Annotated in this window: 20 protein-coding genes; 16 read left to right on the top strand and 4 right to left on the bottom strand. The window is 55.8% G+C overall.

All coding sequences use genetic code 11. The features are described 5' to 3' along the window. The first annotated feature begins 75 nt into the window (after nucleotides 1–75). The 5 genes from D3871_RS28455 to D3871_RS28435 all read left to right on the top strand — a co-directional run bounded on the left by D3871_RS28455 (nucleotide 76) and on the right by D3871_RS28435 (nucleotide 5175). The gene (locus tag D3871_RS28455; RefSeq protein ID WP_119772441.1) at nucleotides 76–741 is read left to right on the top strand and encodes a response regulator; all 666 of its coding nucleotides are present in this window, start codon (nucleotides 76–78) and stop codon (nucleotides 739–741) included. Beyond that, the gene (locus D3871_RS28450; RefSeq protein ID WP_233575849.1) at nucleotides 741–2189 is read left to right on the top strand and encodes a sensor histidine kinase; all 1449 of its coding nucleotides are present in this window, start codon (nucleotides 741–743) and stop codon (nucleotides 2187–2189) included. The genes D3871_RS28455 and D3871_RS28450 overlap by 1 nt, the downstream gene beginning before the upstream one ends. Before the next feature lie 72 nt (nucleotides 2190–2261). Further along, nucleotides 2262–3215 (top strand): Bug family tripartite tricarboxylate transporter substrate binding protein, encoded by a 954-nt coding sequence (locus D3871_RS28445; RefSeq protein WP_233575916.1) that lies wholly within the window; start codon nucleotides 2262–2264, stop codon nucleotides 3213–3215. Then, nucleotides 3212–3664 (top strand): tripartite tricarboxylate transporter TctB family protein, encoded by a 453-nt coding sequence (locus tag D3871_RS28440; protein WP_119772438.1) that lies wholly within the window; start codon nucleotides 3212–3214, stop codon nucleotides 3662–3664. Before D3871_RS28445 ends, D3871_RS28440 begins: the two co-directional genes overlap by 4 nt. Continuing rightward, nucleotides 3664–5175 carry a tripartite tricarboxylate transporter permease gene (locus D3871_RS28435; RefSeq protein ID WP_119772436.1) on the top strand — a complete coding sequence of 504 codons (1512 nt, stop codon included), beginning with the start codon at nucleotides 3664–3666 and terminating at the stop codon, nucleotides 5173–5175. The genes D3871_RS28440 and D3871_RS28435 overlap by 1 nt, the downstream gene beginning before the upstream one ends. Nucleotides 5176–5553: 378 nt before the next feature. Here the strand turns inward: D3871_RS28435 and D3871_RS30445 are convergent, their stop codons facing one another. Further along, entirely contained in the window at nucleotides 5554–5931 is a 378-nt protein-coding gene (locus D3871_RS30445) for a hypothetical protein (protein ID WP_158598110.1), read from the bottom strand. Nucleotides 5932–6317: 386 nt separating this feature from the next. On the opposite strand from D3871_RS30445, the gene D3871_RS30440 reads away from it, so the two are divergent. After that, the gene (locus D3871_RS30440) at nucleotides 6318–6599 is read left to right on the top strand and encodes a LysM peptidoglycan-binding domain-containing protein (protein WP_158598109.1); all 282 of its coding nucleotides are present in this window, start codon (nucleotides 6318–6320) and stop codon (nucleotides 6597–6599) included. Between the two features lie 450 nt (nucleotides 6600–7049). On the opposite strand, the gene D3871_RS28425 is transcribed toward D3871_RS30440, so the two are convergent. Further along, the gene (locus D3871_RS28425; RefSeq protein ID WP_119772432.1) at nucleotides 7050–9284 is read right to left on the bottom strand and encodes an NADP-dependent isocitrate dehydrogenase; all 2235 of its coding nucleotides are present in this window, start codon (nucleotides 9282–9284) and stop codon (nucleotides 7050–7052) included. A gap of 82 nt (nucleotides 9285–9366) precedes the next feature. Continuing rightward, complete coding sequence (locus D3871_RS28420) at nucleotides 9367–10038, bottom strand: TetR/AcrR family transcriptional regulator (protein ID WP_119772431.1); 672 nt, start codon at nucleotides 10036–10038, stop codon at nucleotides 9367–9369. 558 nt (nucleotides 10039–10596) lie between these two features. Between D3871_RS28420 and D3871_RS28415 the strand changes: the two genes are divergently transcribed. From D3871_RS28415 to D3871_RS31830, 10 genes are all read left to right on the top strand, one after another. Then, a complete protein-coding gene (locus D3871_RS28415; protein ID WP_119772430.1) occupies nucleotides 10597–11640 on the top strand; it encodes an amidohydrolase family protein in 1044 nt (347 codons plus the stop codon). Nucleotides 11641–11835: 195 nt separating this feature from the next. After that, a complete protein-coding gene (locus D3871_RS28410; RefSeq protein ID WP_119772428.1) occupies nucleotides 11836–12987 on the top strand; it encodes a Gfo/Idh/MocA family protein in 1152 nt (383 codons plus the stop codon). Nucleotides 12988–12999: 12 nt separating this feature from the next. After that, complete coding sequence (locus D3871_RS28405; protein WP_119772426.1) at nucleotides 13000–14202, top strand: dihydrodipicolinate synthase family protein; 1203 nt, start codon at nucleotides 13000–13002, stop codon at nucleotides 14200–14202. Next, nucleotides 14195–15058 (top strand): sugar phosphate isomerase/epimerase family protein, encoded by an 864-nt coding sequence (locus tag D3871_RS28400; protein ID WP_119772424.1) that lies wholly within the window; start codon nucleotides 14195–14197, stop codon nucleotides 15056–15058. Before D3871_RS28405 ends, D3871_RS28400 begins: the two co-directional genes overlap by 8 nt. 89 nt (nucleotides 15059–15147) lie before the next feature. Then, on the top strand, nucleotides 15148–16182 hold the full coding sequence (locus D3871_RS28395; protein ID WP_119772422.1) for a porin: 1035 nt from the start codon (nucleotides 15148–15150) through the stop codon (nucleotides 16180–16182). Nucleotides 16183–16246: 64 nt separating this feature from the next. Continuing rightward, entirely contained in the window at nucleotides 16247–17650 is a 1404-nt protein-coding gene (locus tag D3871_RS28390; RefSeq protein ID WP_233575848.1) for a glycerate kinase type-2 family protein, read from the top strand. Between the two features lie 84 nt (nucleotides 17651–17734). Then, entirely contained in the window at nucleotides 17735–20467 is a 2733-nt protein-coding gene (gene ppc / locus D3871_RS28385; protein WP_119772421.1) for a phosphoenolpyruvate carboxylase, read from the top strand. 67 nt (nucleotides 20468–20534) lie between these two features. After that, a complete protein-coding gene (locus tag D3871_RS28380; RefSeq protein WP_147376937.1) occupies nucleotides 20535–20984 on the top strand; it encodes a hypothetical protein in 450 nt (149 codons plus the stop codon). A 107-nt stretch (nucleotides 20985–21091) separates the two neighbouring features. Continuing rightward, nucleotides 21092–22057, top strand: coding sequence for a Bug family tripartite tricarboxylate transporter substrate binding protein (locus tag D3871_RS28375; protein ID WP_233575847.1), 966 nt, complete (start codon nucleotides 21092–21094; stop codon nucleotides 22055–22057). Nucleotides 22058–22277: 220 nt separating this feature from the next. After that, complete coding sequence (locus D3871_RS31830) at nucleotides 22278–22673, top strand: recombinase family protein (RefSeq protein ID WP_119772418.1); 396 nt, start codon at nucleotides 22278–22280, stop codon at nucleotides 22671–22673. A 235-nt stretch (nucleotides 22674–22908) separates the two neighbouring features. Here the strand turns inward: D3871_RS31830 and D3871_RS28365 are convergent, their stop codons facing one another. Beyond that, a complete protein-coding gene (locus tag D3871_RS28365; RefSeq protein WP_119772416.1) occupies nucleotides 22909–24096 on the bottom strand; it encodes an acyl-CoA dehydrogenase in 1188 nt (395 codons plus the stop codon). Nucleotides 24097–24115 lie beyond the last annotated feature (19 nt).

Raw genomic sequence — 24115 nt, 5'->3', positions numbered from 1 at the left:
CGCCGGAGGGGATTAAAACCGACAGCGAATTGACAGCTTCACGGCGCAGTATGAAAAATGAGGGGGAACGCGCTCATGCGATTATTACTTGCAGAAGATGAACACGAATTGGCGAACTGGCTATGCCGCGCGCTCAAGCAGAACGGTTATATCGTTGACTGGATCGCCGACGGACGTCTGGTGGAAAACAGCGCCCGCCAGGTCAAGTACGACGCGCTGATTCTTGATCTCGGCCTGCCCGGCATCGACGGCCATACGGTGCTGGCAAGGCTGCGCGAGATCGATATGCGATTGCCGGTGCTGATCCTGACCGCGCGCGACTCGCTGATGGAACGCGTGAGCACGCTGAAGAAGGGCGCCGATGATTTCATGGCGAAACCATTCGCGATCGACGAACTGGAAGCGCGGCTGAGCGCGCTGATCCGTCGCGCGCGCGGTAGCGAACATCCGCGCATGGCATGTGGGCCGCTTGCATTCGATGCCGTGACACGCCAGTTCACGCTGGACGACAAGCCGCTCTCGCTCTCCAAGCGCGAACATGCGCTGTTGTACGCGTTGATTCAGTGCAGCGGCGAGCCGCTGTCGAAGAAAGACATCTACGACAAGATCTTTGAAGACGATGTCGATGCGATGCCGGAGGCGGTCGAGGTGCTGATCTATCGCGTACGCAAGAAACTGGAGGGTAGTGCGTTGCACATCGTTACGCTGCGTGGACTGGGCTACCTGCTGGAACACCGCTGATGCGTCACGGAATGCTATTCCGCTGGAGCCTGAAGCGTACCGTATTGACGCTGCTGGTGCCGGTGTTGGCCTTGATCGGTGCGATTGAATTCTGGACCACTTATCGCACTGCGGTTGACGCTGCCAATTCCGCGTACGACCGCTCGCTGTTCGGCGCGATCAAGGCGATCGATGCCAATATTTCCACTGAATCGGGCGGCGTCGCAGTCGAGCTGCCATATACGATGCTGGAATTTTTCGAGTTGACCGCCGCCGGCCAGGTGCATTTCTATGTCAGCACGGAAGACGGCCTGACCGGCGTAGGCAGCCCAGACCTGCCGCTTCCGCCGGTCGCGCTGAAGTCGCGCGTCCCGTATTTCTACGATGCCGAGTATTTCGGCGACAAGGTAAGAATCGGCGCTTACGCGCGCAAGCTCGACAAGCCTGTGGGTGCCAGTGCAAACATGCAGCAACGCATCGTGATCAAGGTTGCCGAAACGCTCACATCACGCTCCGAGTTCATCGACAAACTGGTATGGCAGGCGGCACGACGCGATATCGTTTTCCTGCTTGCGGCAGGCGGTTTGCTGGCGTTGGTGCTGAACCTGACGATCCAACCTCTGGTTCGCCTGCGTGACGAGGTGAGCTCGCGTTCGCCGCTCGATCTCACGCCAATCGATGCCGCTTCGGTGCCGGTCGATGTGCGGCCACTGGTGGAGGCGATCAATCTGCACATGGCGCGCACCCAGCAAATCATGGATGCGCGCGGACGCTTCGTCGACGATGCGTCGCATCAGTTGCGCACGCCGCTGGCGACGCTGCGTACCCAGCTTGATTATGCGTTGCGAGAAATCGATCCGGACAATGTGAAGCAGGCGCTGGGCGCGATATCGAGACAGCTGGACGATGCCACGCACCGGACCAACCAGATGCTGTCGCTGGCGCGGGCCGATGCGGCGGAGGTGACGATTTCAACGGTCGACCTGCAATCTCTGGCGGAGCAGGTGGCGCGTGAGATGGTGTTGCCTGCGCGCGAAAAGCAGATTGACCTTGCCTTCGATGCGCCGGAAAAACCGTTGCCTGTGCTCGGCGACGCCGGGTTATTGCGCGAAGCGGCGTTGAACCTATTGCACAACGCGATACGCTTTGCGCCCGAGCGAGGTCATGTATCGATCCGGCTCGGACAGTCGTGCGGCAATGCGTGGTTTGCGGTGACCGACGATGGTCCGGGTATTCCGCTGGACCAGTTGCCGCGCATGGGCGAGCGCTTCTTTCGCGCGCGCAATACGACCTTGGGCGGCTCCGGCCTCGGCTTGGCGATTGCACGCGCGGTAGTCGAGCAGTGCGGCGGAAAACTCGTTATTGCCAATGTCGCAACAGGAACCGGCTGCGTGGCGACCTTGTATCTGCAACTGGCCACTGTCGAAAATCGACAGGCGATTGAAAGGATCGCATTGCTACAGTCATGACCAAGACGCGGGCAATGCGTCGATAAAACAACTCATGACTAGGAGACTGCAATGAAAAAATTTCTGTGCCTGATGGCGCTGTCCCTTTCCTTTGGCCCGGTCGTCGCGGGCCCGCTCGATAAACCTGAATGCATTGCGGCAGCCAAACCGGGCGGCGGTTTCGACCTCACCTGTAAGCTGGCGCAAACTGCGCTGGCAGATGCGCAGGCGATCAAGGATCCGATGCGCGTCACTTACATGCCGGGTGGTATCGGCGCGGTCGCGTACAACGCCATCGTCGCGCAGCGTCCGGCCGAGGCCAATACCATCGTCGCCTTCTCCGGCGGCTCGCTGCTCAATCTGGCGCAGGGCAAGTTCGGCAAATATTCCGACAGCGACGTGCGCTGGTTGTCCATCATCGGCGCTGACTATGGTGCGGTGGTCGTACGCAAGGATTCGCCTTACAAAGACCTGAAAGATCTGGCGGCAGCGCTGAAAGCCGATTCCACCAAGGTCGTGTTCGGCGCCGGCGGCACCGTCGGCAGCCAGGACTGGATGAAGGCCGCGCTGACCGCGAAGGCCGCTGGTGTGAGCCACAAGGCCATGCGTTTCGTCGCCTTCGAAGGCGGCGGCGAAGGTATCGCGGCCTTGCAGGGCGGCCATGTGCACGTGTATTCGGGCGACGCTTCGGAAGCTGCTTCGCAAATCAAGGCGGGCGCGAATATTCGCGTACTCGCGGTCCTGTCCGACAAGCGGCTGCCTGGCATGCTGTCCGAGGTACCGACTGCCAAGGAACAGGGTTTCGATGTCGAATGGCCGATCGTACGCGGCTTCTACATGGGACCGAAGGTCAGTGATGCGGATTTCAACGCGTGGACCGAGGCATTCAACAAGGCCATGCGTACGCCTGAGTTCGACAAGCTGCGCGCAGAGCGCGGATTGTACCCGTTCTCGATGACCGGCACCCAGCTTGATGTCTACGTCAAGCGCTACACGCAGCAGTATCGGAAGCTGGCTGCCGACTTCGGCCTGGTCGGCACGAAATGAGCGACCGCATTCTCGGCATCATGGCGATGCTGGTCGGCGGCGCGATGGGACTGGCGGCGTGGGACTATGCCGCGCCGGTGGAATACGAACCGGTCGGGCCGCGCGCCTTTCCCTTGCTACTGACTGTTCTTATGACCGGATGCGGCGCATGGCTGGCTGCGCGGCCCGGCCCTGCAGCGAGCTTCGGGCGCGGCAGCTACCTGCCGAAGGTGACCTGGTGCGTTGCGGCGATTCTGATCTACGCATTGCTGTTCCAACTGCTGGGCTTCATGCTTGCCACCTTCGTGATGACACTACCGGTTGGACGCGTTTTCGGCGGCAGCTGGCGGCAATGCGCACTGGCCGGCGCAGGCATGAGCGTTGTACTTTACCTGTTGTTCGATAAATTGCTGGATGTCGTATTGCCCTGGGGCGTATTGCAGCCGGTTGTAACGCAAGTGGGGTTGTAATGGATATCCTGTCTTATCTGGCAACCGGCTTCGGCGTCGCGCTGCAGCCGATCAACCTGCTGGTGGCGACGCTGGGCGCGTTCATCGGCACGGTAGTGGGGCTGCTGCCTGGGCTCGGGCCGATCAATGGCGTGGCGCTGCTGCTGCCTTTGGCGTTCGCGCTCAAGCTGCCGCCGGAGACCGCGCTGATTCTGCTGGCAGCTGTGTATATCGGCTGCGAATACGGCGGGCGAATCTCGTCCATCCTGCTCAACGTGCCGGGCGACGCCTCCGCCATCATGACTGCGCTCGACGGCTACCCTATGGCTCGCAAGGGATTGGGCGGCGTGGCACTGTCGATCTCCGCGTGGAGTTCGTTCGTCGGCTCGATGGTTGCCACCGCCGGTCTGGTGATCGCCATGCCTTTTCTTGCCAAATGGGCGCTGGCATTCGGTCCCGCCGAATACTTTGCGCTGATGGTATTTTCCTTCGCCTGCCTCGCCGGGCTGGTCGGCGACAAGCCGGTCAAGGCATTGCTCGCCACGGCCATTGGACTGGCGCTATCCACCATCGGCGTCGATCCCAATTCCGGCGTGTATCGTTTTACTTTCGATTCGGTGCACTTGTCAGACGGCATCCAGTTCATCGTGGTGGTGATCGGTCTGTTCTCGATCAGCGAAATTCTGCTGATGCTGGAAGGCGCGGTGCATGGCGGCGCGACCATTCCCAACACCGGCCGCACGCTGTTCAACAGGAAAGAATTTGCGCTGACCTGGTGGGGGACGCTGCGTTCATCGGTGGTGGGCTTTATCGTCGGCGTGCTGCCGGGGGCGGGCGCGACCGTTGCCAGCGCCATCGCCTATTCGATGGAGAAGCGTCTGACCGACAAGGAAGGCACGTTCGGCCAGGGCGATATCCGCGGCGTTGCCGCGCCTGAAGCGGCCAACAATGCATCCGCCAACGGCTCCTTCGTGCCGATGCTCACGCTCGGCGTGCCGGGCTCCAGCACGACAGCGGTGATGATGGGCGCGCTAACCTTGTACAACATCACACCGGGACCGGCCTTGTTCGAGCAACAGCCTGGCCTGGTGTGGGGATTGATCGCGTCCATGTTCATCGGCAACGTGATCCTGCTGGTGATGAACATCCCGCTGGTCGGCGTTTTCACCCGCATGCTGAATGTGCCGAACTGGTCGCTGGTGCCAGGCATTCTCGCGATCAGCGCGGTCGGTGTGTACTCGGTGCATGCGACCACCTTCGATCTGGTGCTGATGTCGCTGCTTGGCATCGTTGGTTATCTGCTGCGCAAATGCGATGTGCCGATGGCGCCGCTGATCCTCGGCTTTGTGCTCGGCGGCATGATGGAGCAGAACCTGCGCCGCGCGCTGTCGATCACCAACGGCGAACTGGCCATCCTGTGGGAAAGTCCGATCTCGATCAGCTTATGGATCTGCGCTGCAGCGGTAGTTTCGGTGCCGTTGATGTACCGCCTGCTCGTGAGGAATCGGCGTCAGGCGTTGTCGGCGGCATGATTTTTATGCGGCAAGCCTCAGCATGACTTTATCCACTCACGCCGCATAGCAAAGCGCATCGGCGAGGGCATCGTCTAATGTAGGCAACCGTTCAGCCTGCTGGAAGGCGAGGACCAAGCTTTTGCCTACATTACGAAGTTGGCCTTGCATGAACGCACCGATGCTTCCCGTCAAAAGAGCAAGTGAAACAAGAAGGGACGAGTTGCCATGGCGCTAGTGCTAGGTTGAGCCGGCCAGCTTGATCAGGAACTTTTGCGCAGCCTGTCAATCAAAAATTTGATAGTCTGGGCAGGGCCTGACGGTGCGGCCTGTGTCTGATAGCTTAATGCCGATCGGGATCTTCCGGAAAAAGGAATCAGATCATGAAACGTTATCCTCTCATTGTATTTCTGCTTCCCCTGTTGTTTGCCTGCGAACGGAAGCAAGAAGCTGCTTCCACCGCGCCTGCTGGCGCGCCGGCAACCTCCAGCGCACCGGCAACCTCCAGCATGCCAGCAACTCCCCCGGCGACCTCAAGTGCGCCTTCAACCGAAAGTACACCACCAGCAACTTCAGGTGCGCCAGCGACTTCCGGCGCGCCAGCGACCTCAGGTACGTCTCCAACTTCCGGTGCACCAGCAACCGCAGGCGAGTCAGCAGCCTCAGGTATGCCTCCAACTTCCGGTGCACCAGCAACCGCAGGCGAGTCAGCAGCCTCATCAGGTATGCCTCCAACTTCCGGTGCACCAGCAACCGCAGGCGAGTCAGCAGCCTCATCAGGTATGCCTCCTACTTCCGGTGCATCAGCAACCGCAGGCGAGTCAGCGGCCTCATCAGGTATGCCTCCTACTTCCGGTGCATCAGCAACCGCAGGTGGGTCAGCGGCCTCAGGTACGTCTCCTACTTCCGGTGCACCAGCGACCGCAGGTGAGTCAGCGGCCTCAGGTATGCCTCCTACTTCCGGTGCACCAGCAACCGCAGGTGAGTCAGCAGCCTCAGGTATGCCTCCTACTTCCGGTGCATCAGCAACCGCAGGTGGGTCAGCAGCCTCAGGTACGTCTCCAACTTCCGGTGCACCAGCAACCGCAGGTGAGTCAGCAGCCTCAGGTACGTCTCCAACTTCCGGTGCACCAGCAACCGCAGGCGAGTCAGCGGCCTCAGGTATGCCTCCTACTTCCGGTGCACCAGCAAGCTCAGCTGCTGAACCGGCGAAGCCTTCCAGTGGCGATGCTTCCGGAACTACCAGCGCTTCCGGCGCTTCCGGCACTGCCGGAGGAGCTTCCGGTGCTTCCGGCGCTTACACTGTGGCGGCGGGCGATACGCTGGGTGGCATTGCGCGCAAACACGGCGTGAAACCGCAAGACCTCCTGAAGTGGAACAATATCGAGAATCCTGACCGGATCTACCCAGGCCAGACCCTCAAGCTTTCAGACGCCAGTTCCTGACTTGACTTTATCCATTCACGCCGCATAGTAAATCGCAGCCAGCGATTTGATTGGAAAATTCCTCGAAGTCGATTTCAGCGGCTTGGAGCAACGCTTCGTCGGTGTTGCGCAAGCCCGCTGTCATCTCGCCATGAGTATTTTCAAATAGTGCACCGAATGGCCGTCAAGGATGTATCACGTGGTGAACAATAACTTTAAGTGGCTAATCCATTACGGTATTCAACGGCACAGCGGATTTAACAATCAGCATAGTCCTATTCTTTGACCTATTCATGGAGAAGACGAGGCTCAATTAACCGAATCCAGCTTGCGTGTGTAAATGTGCTCGCCGTAGAAGGATGACGGTTTCAGTCTCGTCGGCCCCGACCTCCTCACTGGGTCTCGGTATCATTCCTGCGTGATACCGAGCGTTTGTCTCTTTCAAATTGTTTTGATCAAATAAGCCAACGTTTAGAGGCTTACTACCTTCAATGATGAGTTGAATGTTGCGCTCGGACGCATCACGGCCTTCACTTTAGCGTCATCAGCTTTGTAGTAGCCGCCAATGTCCACCGGCTTGCCTTGCACCTCGATCAGCTCGGCGACGATCTTTTGTTCATTGTCGGTGAGTGCTTTTGCCAGCGGAGCAAAGTAAGCGGCAAGTTCGGCGTCTTCCTTTTGAGCGGCCAATTCCTGTGCCCAGTACATGGCCAGATAGAACTGGCTACCGCGATTGTCAAGCTCGCCGGTCTTGGGCGAAGGAGACTTCCGGTTCTCTAGCAGCCTGCCGGTAGCGGCGTCCAGCGTCTTGGCGAGGGTTGTTGACTTGACGTTGCCGGTCTTGATACCCAGATCTTCAAGACTTACCGCCAGCGCGAGAAACTCACCCAGCGAGTCCCAGCGCAGGTGGTTCTCCTCAACCAACTGTTGCACATGCTTGGGAGCAGAACCGCCGGCTCCGGTTTCATAGAGGCCGCCGCCCGCCATCAGCGGCACGACGGACAGCATCTTTGCGCTTGTACCTAATTCCAGGATCGGGAACAGGTCGGTCAGGTAGTCACGCAGGATGTTACCGGTGACAGAAATCGTATCGAGGCCCCGGTACACGCGTTCGAGGGTGTAGCGCATTGCGCGTACCTGCGACATGATCTGGATATCCAGTCCGCTGGTATCGTGGTCCTTCAGATAGGCCTTGACCTTCTTGATCAGCTCGTTCTCGTGCGGACGGTAGGAATCGAGCCAGAATACGGCCGGCATGCCCGAATTGCGGCAGCGCGTGACCGCGAGCTTCACCCAGTCGCGGATAGGCTCATCCTTGACCTGGCACATGCGCCAGATGTCGCCCTGTTCGACATTCTGCTTCAGCAGCACTTCGCCGGTTTCCAGATCAGTGATATTGGCCACACCGTCCTCCGGGATCTCGAAGGTCTTGTCGTGCGAACCGTATTCCTCCGCCTGCTGCGCCATCAGGCCCACGTTGGGCACGGTGCCCATCGTACGCGGGTCGAACGCGCCATGCCATTTGCAAAAGTTGATGATCTCCTGGTAGATGCGTGCGAATGTGCTCTCTGGCATCACCGCCTTGACTTCCTTGAGCCGGCCGTCGGCGCCGTACATCTTGCCGCCGGCACGAATCATCGCCGGCATCGAGGCATCGACGATGACGTCACTGGGAGAATGGAAGTTCGTGATGCCCTTGGCGGAATCGACCATCGCGAGTTCCGGCCGGTTCTCATGGCAGGCGTGGATGTCGCGCATGACCTCTTCGCGCTGCGAATCGGGAAGCTTGGCAAGCTTGTTGTACAAATCGACCATGCCATTGTTGACGTTCACGCCCAGGCTGTCGAACAGCGCGCCGTGTTTCTCAAACGCTTCCTTGTAGAAGATCCGTACACAGTGGCCGAATACGATGGGGTGGGATACCTTCATCATGGTGGCTTTGACGTGCAGCGAGAACATGACGCCGGACTTGCGTGCGTCTTCGATCTGGCGTTCGTAGAACTTGCGTAACGCCTTGCAGCTCAAGAACATCGAGTCGATGATCTCGCCGGCCTGCAGCGCCACCTTCGGTTTCAGGGTCAGCGTGTTGCCGCTCTTGGTGATGAGCTCCATCTTGACGTCTCGCGCACGGTCCAGCGTCATTGACTTCTCGCCGTGATAAAAATCGCCATCGTGCATGTGCGACACGTGAGTGCGAGAAGCCTGTGACCATTCGCCCATTGAATGAGGATTTTTTCGTGCGTACTCCTTGACCGCACGTGGCGCCCGGCGATCGGAGTTGCCTTCGCGCAGGACCGGGTTGACGGCGGAGCCGATGCACTTGCCGTAGCGAGCTTTGATTTCCTTTTCTTCGTCGGTCTTGGGGTCCGCAGGATAGTCTGGAATATTGTAGCCCTTGCCCTGCAGTTCCCTGATTGCTGCCATCAGCTGGGGCATCGATGCGCTGACATTGGGCAACTTGATGATGTTGGCGTCTGGCTCGAGGGTCTTCTTTCCCAGTTCCGCGAGCGTGTCCGGGACACGCTGCTCGGGCGTCAGATACTCGGAAAAGTTACCAAGAATTCGTGCCGCGACCGAGATGTCGCTCTGTTCAATGCGGATACCAGCCGGCTTGGTGAAGGTGCTGACGATTGGCAGGAATGCGTGGGTCGCCAAGAGGGGCGCCTCGTCGGTTAGCGTGTAGATGATGGTCGAATCGCTGTTCATGCGCTTTTTCCGGTATTTAAAAAGGTTTAAGGATTGGACTGACGGTCAAACGGTGGACGACATGGCTCCCTCGATACACCTATCATTCACGCAACAGATATCCGAGTACAAGATCGGTCATGTGAGAAAGCCTTTCCGCTTCCGCTTTCGGATGCCGCAGATCACGGCCGAACACGGCTGAGAGCGTATAGTGGTTTGATAGATAAAAAAACGACATGGCGGCGATTGATATATACAGTTGCAGCGGGTCAACGCCAGACCGAAACAAACCTGCGGTCCGACCTTTTTCCAGCACGGTATCTAAAGTAGCAATCAGCGGGGAGTTCATTTCCTTAATCGCAGTGGACTGCTTCAAGTGGACAGCCTGATGCAGGTTTTCACTGTTAAGGAGCGTAAGGAATTCCGGGTGAGTGATGTAGTAATGCCAGGTAAATGAGACCAGTTGCCGAATGGCCTCCACCGGATTGAGTTCATCGAGGCACAGTGCGCGTTCTGCCGTACGTATATTGGCATAGGCGCGCTCGAGGACAGCTTGGAAAAGGGCTTCTTTGTTCCCGAAGTAGTAATAAAGCAAGCGTTTGTTTGTACCCGCACGTAGCGCAATCGAGTCGATTCGCGCGCCGCCTAAACCGAGGGATGCAAATTCTTCGGTAGCGGCCTCAATAATTGCCTGCCGAGTTCTTGCTGCATTACGTCCTACTACGTCCGGATTAACCGGCGCCGTGGATGCTTCTTCCAAATTATCCATATCCATATCCAAATTCGTTTCGATTCCACTCGGCAAGGGCAGGCCGCGGAGGTCTAATTAACTGCAGGGTGAATTATAGCCTAGTAAATGGGCCAGAGTAAGCAACGCCACGCGAGATATATTCCGCCATAAATCATCGCAAGCACTCATAGCTGGTGATGCGACGCATTGGATTACCCAAATTTTTCTTTGACAGCCAAAAAACACGCTGGTACTATGTAACCAGTTAGTTACTTCAGATAACAGCGGCTGAATTTGACAGCAACGGCAATGATTATTCACCAGTTAGTGAACTTGGTGGTTAGCTTCAGCGCTTTGTTGGGACTTTTCAGTCAAGAGGTCTTAAAGGAGGGCGGTAACTCGTGGGGCGAAAAGTCAAAGTTCAGTGCGCGCAGAGGCACACTTTGCTCATCAGGCGGACCAGTATGTCGCCACTACGCCGCCATGAGCGAGTCGGCATTTTCTCTAACGACCAACATGCAGGCGTTCGTACGCTTTGTACAGTACTGCGCTCAATGAAAGAATTACCCTATATCGCCACACCCATTAATCGGAGCGTTATTAATGAAGCTTGATATCTTTACCCACATATTTCCACCGGCATATTTTTCAAAGCTGAACGAGGTCGTGACCGACAAGGCGGCGCTGAAGCGGTGGTTCAATATTGAAACTCTACATAACGTCCCTGCGCGCCTCGAAATCATGGATCGCTATCCAGGCTATCAGCAGGTTCTGACCCTTTCCATGCCGCCTATCGAGACGCTTGGTTCCCCGGACGTGACTCCAGAGTTGGCGCGAATTGCCAATGATGGACTTGCAGGTCTCGTTGAGCAGTACCCGGATCGGTTTCCGGCTTGGGTGGCCGCCCTACCCATGAATAACATCGAGGCATCCCTGGAGGAGGCCGAGCGCGCGTTTGCCCTCGGCGCTTCGGGTGTCCAATTGTTTACGAACATTAACGGTCGTCCGCTTGATCACCCTGACTTCGCGCCGATTTTTGACCTCGTGAGTGGCAAACATGACAAGCCAATATGGCTTCACCCAGCGCGGCCGCCGAAGTTCGCCGATTATCCGACTGAGGACAAATCGAAGTATGAGATTTGGTGGACATTCGGCTGGCCCTACGAGACCAGCGCAGCCATGGCGCGTATCGTCTTTTCGGGTATGTTTGATCGCCTACCTAATCTGCGCGTTATTACGCATCACTGTGGCGCGATGGTTCCCTTCTTCGAAGGCCGTGTTGGATATGGTTGGGACGAGTTGGGAAGCCGCACGGCAGATGAGAATTACGAAGCCATTCTGAAGTCGATGTCGAAGCGTCCCGTCGATTACTTCAAGCAATTTTACGCAGATACCGCGGTGCTTGGTTCCAAGTCAGCGATCCAGTGTGGAGTCAATTTCTTCGGGACTGATCATGTGCTGTTCGGCACCGACTGTCCGTTCGATAAGGAGCAGGGCGAGCTGGTAATCCGGGAAACCATTGCCGCGATTGAAACCTTGAACTTCACCGACGAGGAGAAGGCAGCACTGTTCTACAAGAACGCGCAAAAGATGCTCAAGCTTCGCGTTCATGACGATGACGGTTGTTGTGGCGGGCATCACAGCTAGGTTTTTACCTACGCCCGGCGACGATTAAATTTGCAGAAATGTCCGACGGATTTCCGTCGGCAAAGGGCACCCTTACGCCTAAAAATCAGTGCGCTTAGTAACGCGAGCTGATTAAAGAAGGAACCAGCGCTTGCCCTTGCCGCATGAAGAGCACTAGGGCGACAGGAAGATTTATTACATACACAGGAGCAAAAAATGGCAGTGAAAAAACTGGGCATCGTGATGCATGGCGTCACCGGACGTATGGGCATGAACCAACACCTGATTCGCTCTATCGTCGCGATCCGCGCACAGGGGGGCGTGACTCTTTCGAACGGCGATCGCGTCATGCCAGATCCGATTCTTATTGGTCGCGACGCAGAGAAAATCGAAGCGTTGGCCAAGAAGTTTGGAATCGAACGATGGGGTACCGACCTTGATAAGGCACTTGCGAACAGGGACGACACAATCTTCTTCGACGCCGCGACCACACAGATGCGTCCTACGCTTCTGGCAAAGGCTATCAACGCTGGAAAGCATATCTACTGCGAGAAGCCAGTTGCTACCAATCTGAAAGAAGCGCTCGATATCTACACACTCGCTAAAGAAAAGGGCATCAAGCACGGTGTTGTTCAGGATAAGCTGTTCCTCCCGGGCCTGCAAAAACTCAAGCTCCTCAATGACGCCGGCTTTTTCGGCAAAATGTTGTCGGTACGCGGCGAGTTTGGCTACTGGGTATTTGAGGGCGACCTCCAGCCGATCCAGCGCCCATCGTGGAACTACCGCACAGAAGACGGCGGCGGCATGATCCTCGACATGCTGTGTCACTGGCGCTACGTGCTTGACAATCTGTTTGGTGAAGTCAAGTCGGTGTCTTGCCTGGGCGCTACCCACATTCCTGAACGCTTCGACGAAAAGGGTCAAAAGTACAAGGCAACAGCCGACGACGCAGCGTACGCGACCTTCGAGCTTGATGGTGGCGTCATCGCCCAGATCAACAGCTCGTGGACTACCCGTGTGCGCCGGGATGACCTGGTTACCTTCCATGTCGATGGTACGCATGGATCGGCCGTAGCAGGTCTGTTCGATTGCTTCACTCAATCGAGGGTTAATACACCGAAGCCCGTATGGAGTCCCGATACAAAGCAACCACTGAACTTCTTCGAAGACTGGATGAAGGTGCCGGATACAACCAACCTCGACAACGGCTTTAAGGTTCAGTGGGAAATGTTCATCCGTCACGTGGTTGAAGATGCACCTTTCAAATGGAATCTGCTCGAAGGCGCCAAGGGTGTGCAGATGGTTGAATGTGCGCTCGAATCGTGGAAAGAGCGCCGTTGGGTCGATGTCCCGTCTCTGACTGCCTAAGGAGTCGCGGCAATGAACGCAATAAGCAAATTATCCCTGCAGATCGCTCTACCAGGCGCAGATGGATCGATCCAGCCATACAAGCTGAGCGAGCCGAAGTCATTCAATACCGCCGCACGTGTTCCCGCACGTGTTCCTTTTACAAGGATTGCCTATTCCGCGGCCCATATGGTCGCTAATCCCTTCGCCCAGCACAATCCCTGGACTGAAAGTGCCATCGACTGGGACGCCACCATTAATTACCGTCGCTATCTGTGGGAACTGGGCCTCGGCGTAGCCGAGGCGATGGATACAGCGCAACGCGGCATGGGGACGGATTGGCCCACGTCGCTCGAGTTAATCCGTCGTTCCCTCGATGCGGCACGTGATGTTCCAAATGCCCTGATCGCCAGTGGAGCCGGTACCGACCATCTTGCGCCGGAAGACGCTCGCTCGATCGATGACGTCATCAAAGCTTATGAAGAGCAGATCGAAGCCATCGAAAAGCTCGGTGGACGCATTATCCTGATGGCCAGTCGTGCCTTGGCCCGTGTGGCCAAAACACCGGACGACTACCATCGGGTCTACCACCGAATCCTCTCCCAAGTCAGTAATCCAGTCATCATTCACTGGCTAGGCGAGATGTTTGACCCGACCCTCCTTGGATACTGGGGTAGTCAGAACCATATGGCGGCAATGGATGTTGCTGTTGACGTCATCAATCGCAATGCAGCCAACATCGATGGTGTCAAGATCTCGCTTCTGGATAAGGAAAAAGAGATCGTCATGCGTCGTCGGTTGGCTCCCGGCGTCAAGATGTACACAGGCGATGACTTCAACTACGCGGAGTTGATCGGCGGAGATGATCAGGGATACAGCCATGCGCTGCTAGGCATCTTCGACGCGATTGCTCCGGCCGCATCGGCTGCACTGTCCGCGCTAGCAGCCGGCGACAGGAAGACGTTCAACGACATCCTGGAGCCAACAGTCCCCTTGTCGCGCCACATCTTCGCTGCACCGACTCGTTTCTACAAAACCGGCGTTGTCTTTATGGCATACCTGAACGGGATGCAGGACCATTTCACCATGATCGGTGGACAGCAAAGCGCCCGTTCGTTACCTCATCTGTCCGAACTGTTCCGCCTTGCGGACCAGGCCGGCCTGCTGAGCAATCCGGAAGAGGCGGCAAGGCGCATGGCGGCGGTATTGGCCGTGCACGGAGTTCACAATGCGTGACTTCACAGCAAGTCATGAAGCATTGTCGCTTAATACGGCGACGGTCCGAAAGCAGTGGTCGCTAGACAGAATCATTGACGAATGCGCAAAACGCAACATCCGCGCAATCAGCCCGTGGCGTGATCAGGTGGCGAGCGTCGGGCTGAAGGAAACCGCCCAGCGTTTGCGGGAGACCGGTATCGTCTTGTCCGGTTACTGCAGAGGTGGGTTCTACACCGCTCCTGATAAGCAGGGGCTGCTCGCAGCACTCGATGATAACCGGCGAGCGATCGATGAGGCCAAGACCCTTGATGCGCCGTGCCTTGTCCTGGTCGTCGGTGCTTTACCAGGTGCTTTGATCGGCGCGGCGTCATACAAAGACCTTGGTCGCGCACGCCAGGAAGTCGCGGACGGCATTGCAGCAAGCCTTGAGTATGCGCGGAACGTCGGCATGCCGCTTGCGATTGAACCACTGCACCCGATGCAAGCCGCTGAGCGCGCCTGTATCAATACCCTGGAACATGCGTTGGACATTTGTGACGCACTCGATCCTGCACGCACCGGCATGTTGGGGGTCGCTCTTGATCTCTACCACGTCTGGTGGGACCCAAAGCTCGAACAGCAAATTCAGCGTGCAGGCCGCGACCGATTGCTCGCCTATCACGTATGTGACTGGCTTACGCCGACGCGGGACTTATTGAATGACCGCGGCATGATGGGTGATGGTGTCATCGAGCTTAAAAAATGCCGTAGTTGGGTCGAGGCTGCCGGATATAGCGGGTTCGCCGAAGTCGAAATTTTCTCGGAGCAGTGGTGGAATCGCCCTGGAGAAATGGTGCTGGACACCTGCATCGAGCGACATACCACCGTCGTCTGATGCGAAGTACCAAATCATGATGAAGCCGAGCGCTAATTTCGGCTTCACTAAACATTCCACGCAGCATAACAAATGGAGGCGTAGTAGAAATGACCATTAAAAAAATTCAAGCGTGTAGTCTTGGTCTGGCAGCTCTGGCATTGACCGCCATGCCAATGCAAAGCGCACTGGCACAATCGAATGTAGAAATCTACGGATTGGTCGGAGTGTATGCAGGCAGCATTAAGCGCAGCGACATGACACCGCGCGTGACCCAACTCGGCCATGGCGGATTGACAACTTCCTATTTTGGCTTCCGCGGACGGGAAGATCTCGGCGGCGGACTGAAGGCAATCTTCCAGATCGAAAACTTCTTCCAGCCGGATACCGGCGCGGCAGGACGCAATGCAACCGATCCAAGCTTCGCGTCCCGTAGTGCTTGGGTGGGGATACAAGGTGGATTCGGCCAATTGACGTTAGGTCGGCATACCACTCCGTTCTACCTCGCGATGCAAGCGGTCAATCCGTTCGTCGCCTCGACAGTATTTTCCCCTGTCGTGCTGCAGTCGTACATAGCGCCGTTTGGCGGAACGATCATCGGCGACACCGTCTGGAATAATGCGATTCAGTACTCAATCCCGACGATGAACGGATTCTCCGCAACGGCGATTTATGGACTAGGTGAAGTCGCTGGTAGCAACGGTGTAGGCAACTTAGGACTTACCGCCCGTTATGCACAAGGGCCTTTCCTTGCAACCGCGTCCGCACAACGTGTCCGAGTGGGCGCAACCGCACCGTCGACGGGGCAGTATGCTTACCTGGGCGGCGTGAGCTACGACTTCTCATTTGCAAAGCTTTTCGGATCGGTCCAGAAAACCGAGCGCACTGTCACCGACCTGGAGTCGAGCACATACCAGCTGGGCGCATCCATTCCGGTTTCGCAGGCCGGCAAGGTCTTGGCTTCCTGGTCACAGACAAAAGCCGATGTAACGCCAGTGCGCGAGACGACTCGCAATACAGCAGCAATCGGTTACGACTATACGCTCTCCAAACGTACAGACCTCTATGCCGTCTATCTGCGTGACAAGGTAACGGGCAACAGTGCTGGCAACAGCTATGCAGTTGGCATCCGTCATCAGTTTTAAATAGGCAAGAGCAGGCAAAGGTGATGGCCCTAGCCTGCTCGCGAGAGATGAACTTCCGGATTACATGGATATGCTCGATAAAGTTACTAACGTAGATACTCCTGAGGTTACAGATAAATTATATTCCGCGTTCTTGCGCGGTCTGTTTCTCACGTCATTGAAGGCGGTGGACCCACTCAATTTGGTGCCCCCTCACTTACCTTCTGTTCCCAAGGGACGTACGGTAGTAATTGGTGCTGGCAAGGCGTCGGCTCGGATGGCGCTCGCTGTCGAAAGAAATTGGACTGCGGACTTGTCGGGTCTTGTAGTGACCCGTTACGGGCATGAAGAGGACTGCAGCCAGATCGAGGTGGTCCAGGCGGCTCATCCAGTACCAGATGAAGCCGGCAACGAGGTCGCTAAGCGTATGCTTAACCTTGTATCAAACCTGACAGAAGACGACCTTGTGATCTGTCTGATATCAGGCGGGGGGTCCGCATTGCTTTCGTTACCGATCGATGGCATTACTGTTGAAGATAAACGCCAGCTAAATCGCGACCTTTTGAAGTCAGGCGCCTCGATCTCTGAAATGAACTGTGTGCGTCGACATCTGTCTGCCGTCAAGGGCGGCCGCCTCGCGCTCGCCTGTTATCCGGCTCCTGTTGTGACCCTGGTAATCTCCGATGTGCCCGGCGATGATCCTTCCGTTGTAGCTTCGGGTCCTACGTTCCCAGACTGGAGCACCTCGGAGCAGGCGGCGCAGATCCTCGAAAAGTACAAGATTAACGTGTCACCCAACGTCATGGCCGCGCTGTTCAACGAGACGACCCGAGCGCCCAAACCCGATGATAAAGGGCTGGCGCGTAACCGGACGATGGTGATCGGTACTGCCATGGACGCTTTGAGGGGCGCTGCCCAGGCAGCCGACCGCGCGGGCGTACTGCCGTTGGTACTGGGCGGCGCGATTGAAGGAGAAGCCTCGACGGTGGCGCGCGAACACGCAGATATGGTCCGAGAAATAGCCGCCAAGGACAGCGTAAAGAGACCTTACGTCATACTCTCTGGCGGAGAAACCACGGTGACCGTCAAAGGTGGCGGGCGTGGCGGGCGCAACGTCGAGTTTCTCCTTGCGCTGGCGATCGAACTCGATGGTATGCCAGGTGTTTATGCCCTGGCAGCCGATACAGACGGCATTGATGGGACGGAAGCCATCGCCGGTGCGATCGCAGAGCCGGACACCCTTCGTAGAGCGAGTGAACTAGGCAAGGACGCTAGCACTTTTCTTGGGGAAAATGATGCTTATAGTTTTTTTGCACGACTTGGTGACACGGTGTTTACCGGGCCTACAAAAACGAATGTCAACGACTTTCGCGCCATTCTGATCACTGATACCAATGCCGACGATAAGGCGGGAAGGCAGATTCTGGATTCGCTTGGCGAACACCGTGGACTGAGTGATAACGCTGAGCACCCTCGTCGCCGTACCTGAATCGGTTACTCACGCGAGACTACCAACGACAGGGCAGGCACATTTCGAAGTTCTGCTAGCCTATGCGCCACAACAACGAGCAATATGAAAAACGACGACATCGCTATAACCCATGTACGAAGTGAAGCGCAGCTTCTGGCCGAGTTATTCAACGACATTATCCGCGAAAACGTGAGCGACAAGCTCTACGTGGCGATCTCAAGTCTCCACGCGCTTTCAGGGGGGAGCACCAGCTCAGAGGACGATCACCTGATCGCGGACGAGGTGGCCACACTGGAGCAGTTAACAGATGAAGAACGCGCGCCAGTATTAAGAGCGTTAAGTTATCTGTTGCTTTTAGCGAATATCACTGAGGATCGTGCTTCGTTAAAATTGGAGCGCCGCAGTGACGATGCGACATCCGAAGCAGCACTGGATAGTTTGTCTCATGTTTTGAAGTCGATTTCAGATGATGGATCGAACGACGCAACTCTGCATCGTGCATTGGACAATGCCTTAATCAGCCCTGTCTTTACGGCTCACCCTACGGAAGTGCGGCGCCGGAGTGTTCTTAACAAGCAGGAAGAGATCGTGGCGTTGCTGGACCGCAGGCAATACGAACTCGCCGTTGGCACGACGCCAACTGATTGTGAAAGGGCTTTGTGTCGCGCTTTGTTGGGGTTATGGCAAACCCGGATCCTTCGCACTAACAAGCTATCTGTTGTCGATGAAATACAGAACGGCGTAGCCTATTTTGAAAAGCATCTTCTGGATGCAGTGCCTGCATTTTACGAACGTCTTGAAGATGCGCTCGCGGTTGGGGATGAGTCCTGGGTAGATAAACTGCCAAGCTTCCTCAAGTTTGGTAGCTGGATCGGCGGCGATCGTGACGGCAACCCTTTTGTCACCGCGGAGGTTCTTGAGTCTGCCTTTGTAATTCACAGTGGTTGCGCGCTCGATTATTACGTAGCTCAGCTTTCAAAGCTGATTGCAGAAATGTCGCTTGCAGACTGGTTAGTTGGACACACAGATGCGTTGCTTGATCTTGCCAATCGCTCTGGCGATCGCTCTCCGCACCACAACGATGAGACCTACCGTCGGGCGCTGATCGGTATCAAGCTTCGTTTAGAGCAGACACGTGCTTCGCTACTCAAACCGTCCACTGTCCAGGCGAAGCCCGCTGCAATCGCTTACCCAACGGCGCAAGCACTCTCTTCAGATCTAGATATTATCCACCAATCGTTATTGCATTGTGGGTCTTCGCTTCTCACAGAAGGAAGGCTACGTAACCTAAGACGCGCGGTAAGTGTTTTTGGCTTTCATCTTGCACCCATAGATTTACGCCAAAACTCGGATGTCCATGAGCGGGTCGTGGCGGAATTACTGGAGCGTGCAGCACCAGAGACTGATTACCTATCCTTGGATGAGTCCCAGAGAGTACAATTTTTGTCTCGCGAGCTCATGTATCAGCGCCCACTTCTTAGTCGATACGCAGACTATTCGCAGAAAACGCAGGACGAACTTGCCATCTTCCATACTGCCTGCCAATCGCAGCTACGCTTTGGCAAGGACGCAGTTCAGAATTACATCATCTCCAAGGCCAGTGAAGCGTCGGACGTCTTGGAAGTCGCACTGCTCCTGAAGGAGACAGGATTGCTCAATCCCGTAACCGGTGAATTGGCATTGAATATTGTTCCCCTGTTCGAAACAATTCTCGACTTGCAGCGTGCTTCCACGGTCATTGACAATTTACTTTCCAATAACGAATATCGGCAGCTTCTCGACCGTAGAGGACAAGGGATCGAGATCATGCTTGGCTATTCGGACAGCAATAAAGACGGCGGTTTTTTGACATCAAACTGGGAGCTGTATCAAGCTGAGGTTGCCCTGATTGAGGTGTGCGACGCGCACCAGATTCCCCTGCGATTTTTCCATGGGCGTGGCGGCTCAATCGGACGTGGTGGTGGCCCGAGCTTTCGCGCTATATCGACGCAGCCGTCAGGCGCCGTACGTGGCTCCATTCGTCTAACCGAACAGGGTGAAGTAATTGAAGCTAAATATGGCAGTCAGCAGGCGACCCTGCGAACGCTTGAAAGCCTGGTTGCCGGCACGCTCAAGGCGAGCCTGACTACTTCGGCCGGTTCGGCAGTAGACAATCGGTACATTTTGACTATGCAAGCCTTGTCGAAAAGTGCGATGGCCGCGTATCGCTCTCTGGTTTATGAGACACCGGGATTCGACCGGTACTTCTGGGAGTCCACGGTTGTATCGGAGATCGCCAATCTGAATGTGGGTAGCCGTCCGGCATCGAGAAAGTCAAGCCGTAACATAGAGGATCTACGCGCCATTCCTTGGGTATTGAGCTGGTCACAATGCCGTGCGATGCTACCCGGCTGGTATGGACTCGGAAGTGCTGTACGCGCACTTTTGGATGAGACTCCCGGAGTAGGGGAAAGCACATTGCAGGAAATGTTCGGTAAGTGGGAGTTTTTCGCAGGACTTATCTCCAATGTAGAGGCCGCTTTGGCACAAACTGACCTCTCCATTGTGTACAAGTACGCATGTCTGCTTGAAGATCAGCTGACCCGAGATCGGATCTTCGCGAGCGTCGCTGAGGAGTACCATCGTACCGTTCATGCGGTTCAAGTGATCAAGGGAGTAGAGAAGGACCAGCACGCTACGCGTGTAACGCCGCGTAGCGTCTATCTGGGGATGCTGAACCAGCTACAGGTTGATACGTTGAAGCGATTCCGTAACGACTCGACGGACGATCGGCTCAGGCGCAATCTCCTGCTGTCGATTAACGGCGTCGCGGCAGGCCTTCGTAACAGTGGATGATGGAAAGCGGTCAAGCGATGCGAACCGACCTACGCGCTGACCGCGCTTCATAGGAAGGGTGTGAGGAATGAAATCCATGAACACCTGTGATAACAATCCTCTTCTGCAATCAGATAGCCCAGCGCCCTATAGGTTACTCATCGTGGAAGAGGATGATTTTCAGATCAGATTGCTAACGGGCGTCTTCAAGTCCTTGGGCTTTTCAAATGTTTCAGCCCAACCATCGTTAAAGGAAATAGACCTGAACGATTTGCGTGGGGAATGGGAGATTGCATTGATCAATGCATCTATCGTCCACCGTGATCGAGGCTTCCCACTCGACGAAACGTCAGAGCTGTCAGGACGATATTTGGTAATGACCAAGAATAGCGTGGTCCTCAACGAAGATATTTGCGCCAATCATGTTGTGTACGATGCAGTCAGATTAGTGGAGGTAATTCCTTGGGCATTTCAATATAACGATGTAAAAGCTCTCGCAGCTCTATTCCCTCAGCGAGCGAGTTGCCCTCGCTGCTAGCGTAGGGAATAAGACTTGGTGAAACAACCCATCAATGAAAAATAGTATTTCGGTTTAACGGGCAGTAGATTTTGATAAAAGTTGGTCATTTTTATAAGGCGGAGAACATGAAACTCTTGAAACGAGCATTTATTGGCGTGCTTCTAGCGGTGTCGGCTAGCGTTACATCAGCTGAGACATTCCCGGACCGAATCGTACGCATTGTTGTTCCATACGCACCCGGCGGCACTGTGGACACGATCGCAAGGCTGCTAGCACAGAGATTGTCAACCCAGTTCGGGCAGCAGGTAATTGTGGACAACCGTCCAGGAGCCAACGGCGTAATCGGCAGCACCTCCGTATATCGATCGCCGGCGGACGGGTACACGCTTCTGATCCAGACATCTACGTTTCTGGTTACCCCAATGCTGCTGAAGAATGTGCCGTACACGGTGGAGAAGGACTTCACTCCAATCTCAAATCTTGGCTCAGTGCCGATGATTATGACGGCAAATCCGAACCTGCCATACAAGAACTTAGCCGAATTTCTCTCGGCTGCAAAAACTGACTCGAGCAAGTTTACCTTCAGCACTGCCGCATTGGGCTCCCCAGGCCATCTCGCGCAGGAGGCAATCAAGCGCGATGCGAAAATCAGCATTCCGATAGTTCCCTACAAAGGAACTGGTCCCGCTCTGGCTGATGTGATAGGAGGACATGTGAGTTCGACGATTGACGCTTTACCTTCCTCGCTGCCACACATCAAATCCGGAAAGTTGAAAGCGCTTGCCGTGACAAGTGCAAAACGGATCCCGCAGATGCCAGAAGTGCCTACGGTAGCAGAGTCGGGGTTGCCCGGATTTGAAGTGACCTCATGGTACGGCCTGTTCGCGCCGACAGGCCTGCCCGCCCCGCTCGCGCAAAAAATCCAAAAAGAAGTAGCCATTGCTATGAAGAGCGAGTCAGTTTCAAAGGCGCTTACAGATCAGGGATTTGTCATTCAGGGCTCTACGCCTGAAGAATTGGCATCGCACGTAAAGGCCGAAAACGTGAAGTTGGGCCGTCTGGTTAAAGACGCGAAGATCAACATTGAGTGATGGTCAAGTCGCTGCCTAGCGTACTTGGTACACAGTAGGTAGCCATGTGCTTGTGGTCCGTGCCGTAAGCAACGGCGCGGGCTGCCAGAGCGGTCGGAGCTATACGCGGAGCAAGTTTCAGCTTTCGCTTTTCGAGCTTTGATCGTAATTCCGCATGTACCATCCCGCTATAAACTTTGAATAAAAACACGAAATTTACGTCGTCGGCACGAAGCGCTTCATGCCGTCAAGGTGCATTAAGCCTAAAGCGGAACTGCTTTTTAGATCCTACTGCTGTGCTCAAATGAAGACCGAATCGCATTTACACGACGAGCTAAACCGCCTGCAATCGGCAATGCGAACTTCATCTGGCCGAATTCGGCGATACGATCCGTCAAGAACAGTGGGTGTCGTATCTGTTCCTCAACGATTGAAGGATGAGACATTCGTCGAATCAGTCCTTGCAATGCGGTTACAAGGAGAGTCGTATACCAAGATAGCCTGGAAGCTGAACCGTGAAGGAATTGGATCACCGACCGGAGGTAGATGGTATTGCGCATCACTTCACCGCTATATGCGGCGGAGATGCTGTGAATACTTCTGTGAATGGCCAAAGGCGTCTAAAGAGACAACATGAAGTACTTGTTGAAAGAGATTTCTCAGTAAACATGCATGTAATTCTATGTCCGTAGTAGACACCCGCTGCACGTGATGCCGTAAACGCCGGAAGGTCGTCTGACTGGAGGCATGAAACCGCCGAAGTTCGAGTGCTTGCTCCGCCCAGTCCCCACTGCGCGAACTCCCAGCTTTGTTTGAATTCCTTATTGCTGCCGGTGGCATCAACCTATATATCGGACTTTAACAATCGACCGTTAGAATGCGGCGATACCGGTCTGTTCGCGCCCCAGGATCAGTGCATGAATGTCATGCGTGCCTTCATAGGTGTTCACCACTTCCAGATTCACCATATGCCGGATCACACCGAACTCGTCGGAAATGCCATTCCCGCCCAGCATGTCGCGCGCCATCCGCGCCACGTCCAAGGCCTTGCCGCAGGAATTGCGCTTCATCATCGAGGTGATCGCCACCGCCGCCGTGCCTTCATCCTTCATCCGCCCCAGCCGCAGACAACCCTGCAAACCCATCGTGATTTCGGTTTGCATGTCGGCCAGCTTTTTCTGGATCAGCTGGTTGGCTGCCAGCGGCTTGCCGAACTGCTTGCGGTCCAGCACGTACTGGCGTGCGGTATGCCAGCAGGCTTCGGCTGCACCCAAGGCACCCCAGGCAATGCCGTAACGGGCAGAATTGAGGCAGGTGAACGGTCCCTTTAGTCCACGCACTTCCGGAAACGCGTTTTCTTCCGGACAGAACACGTCATCCATCACGATTTCGCCAGTGATCGACGCACGCAAGCCAAACTTGCCTTCGATCTTGGGCGCCGACAATCCCTTCCAGCCTTTTTCCAATACGAAGCCGCGAATCGCACCTTCATCATCCTTGGCCCAGACCACGAACACATCGGCGATCGGGGAATTGGAAATCCACATCTTGCTGCCGGAGAGGTTATAGCCGCCATTGACCTTCTTCGCCCGCGTGACCATGGAACCCGGATCGGAGCCATGATCGGGTTCGGTCAGGCCGAAGCAGCCTATCCATTCGCCGGTCGCCAGCTTGGGCAGGTATTTCTCCTTGGTCTGCTCATTGCCGAATTCAAAGATCGGCACCATCACCAGTGACGATTGCACGCTCATCATCGAGCGGTAGCCGGAATCGACGCGTTCGACTTCGCGCGCGATCAAGCCGTAGGACACGTAGTTCAGGCCGGGACCGCCGTATTGCTCGGGAATGGTGGGGCCGAGCAAGCCGAGTTCGCCCATTTCGCGGAAGATGGCCGGATCGGTTTTTTCATGACGGAAGGCTTCGAGCACGCGCGGCTGCAGCTTGTCCTGGCAGTAGGCTGCGGCGGCATCGCGCACCATGCGCTCGTCATTGTTCAACTGCTGGTCCAGCAGCAGCGGATCGTCCCAATGGAATTGCACTTTGTTGTTCTGGAGGCTCATTGTTATCCTTCGTTGGATT

Origin of the sequence: Noviherbaspirillum saxi, from assembly GCF_003591035.1 — a bacterium.
In the GTDB taxonomy this organism is placed as follows: Bacteria; Pseudomonadota; Gammaproteobacteria; order Burkholderiales; family Burkholderiaceae_D; genus Noviherbaspirillum; species Noviherbaspirillum saxi.
This window is presented reverse-complemented; position numbering and strand designations above follow the sequence as displayed.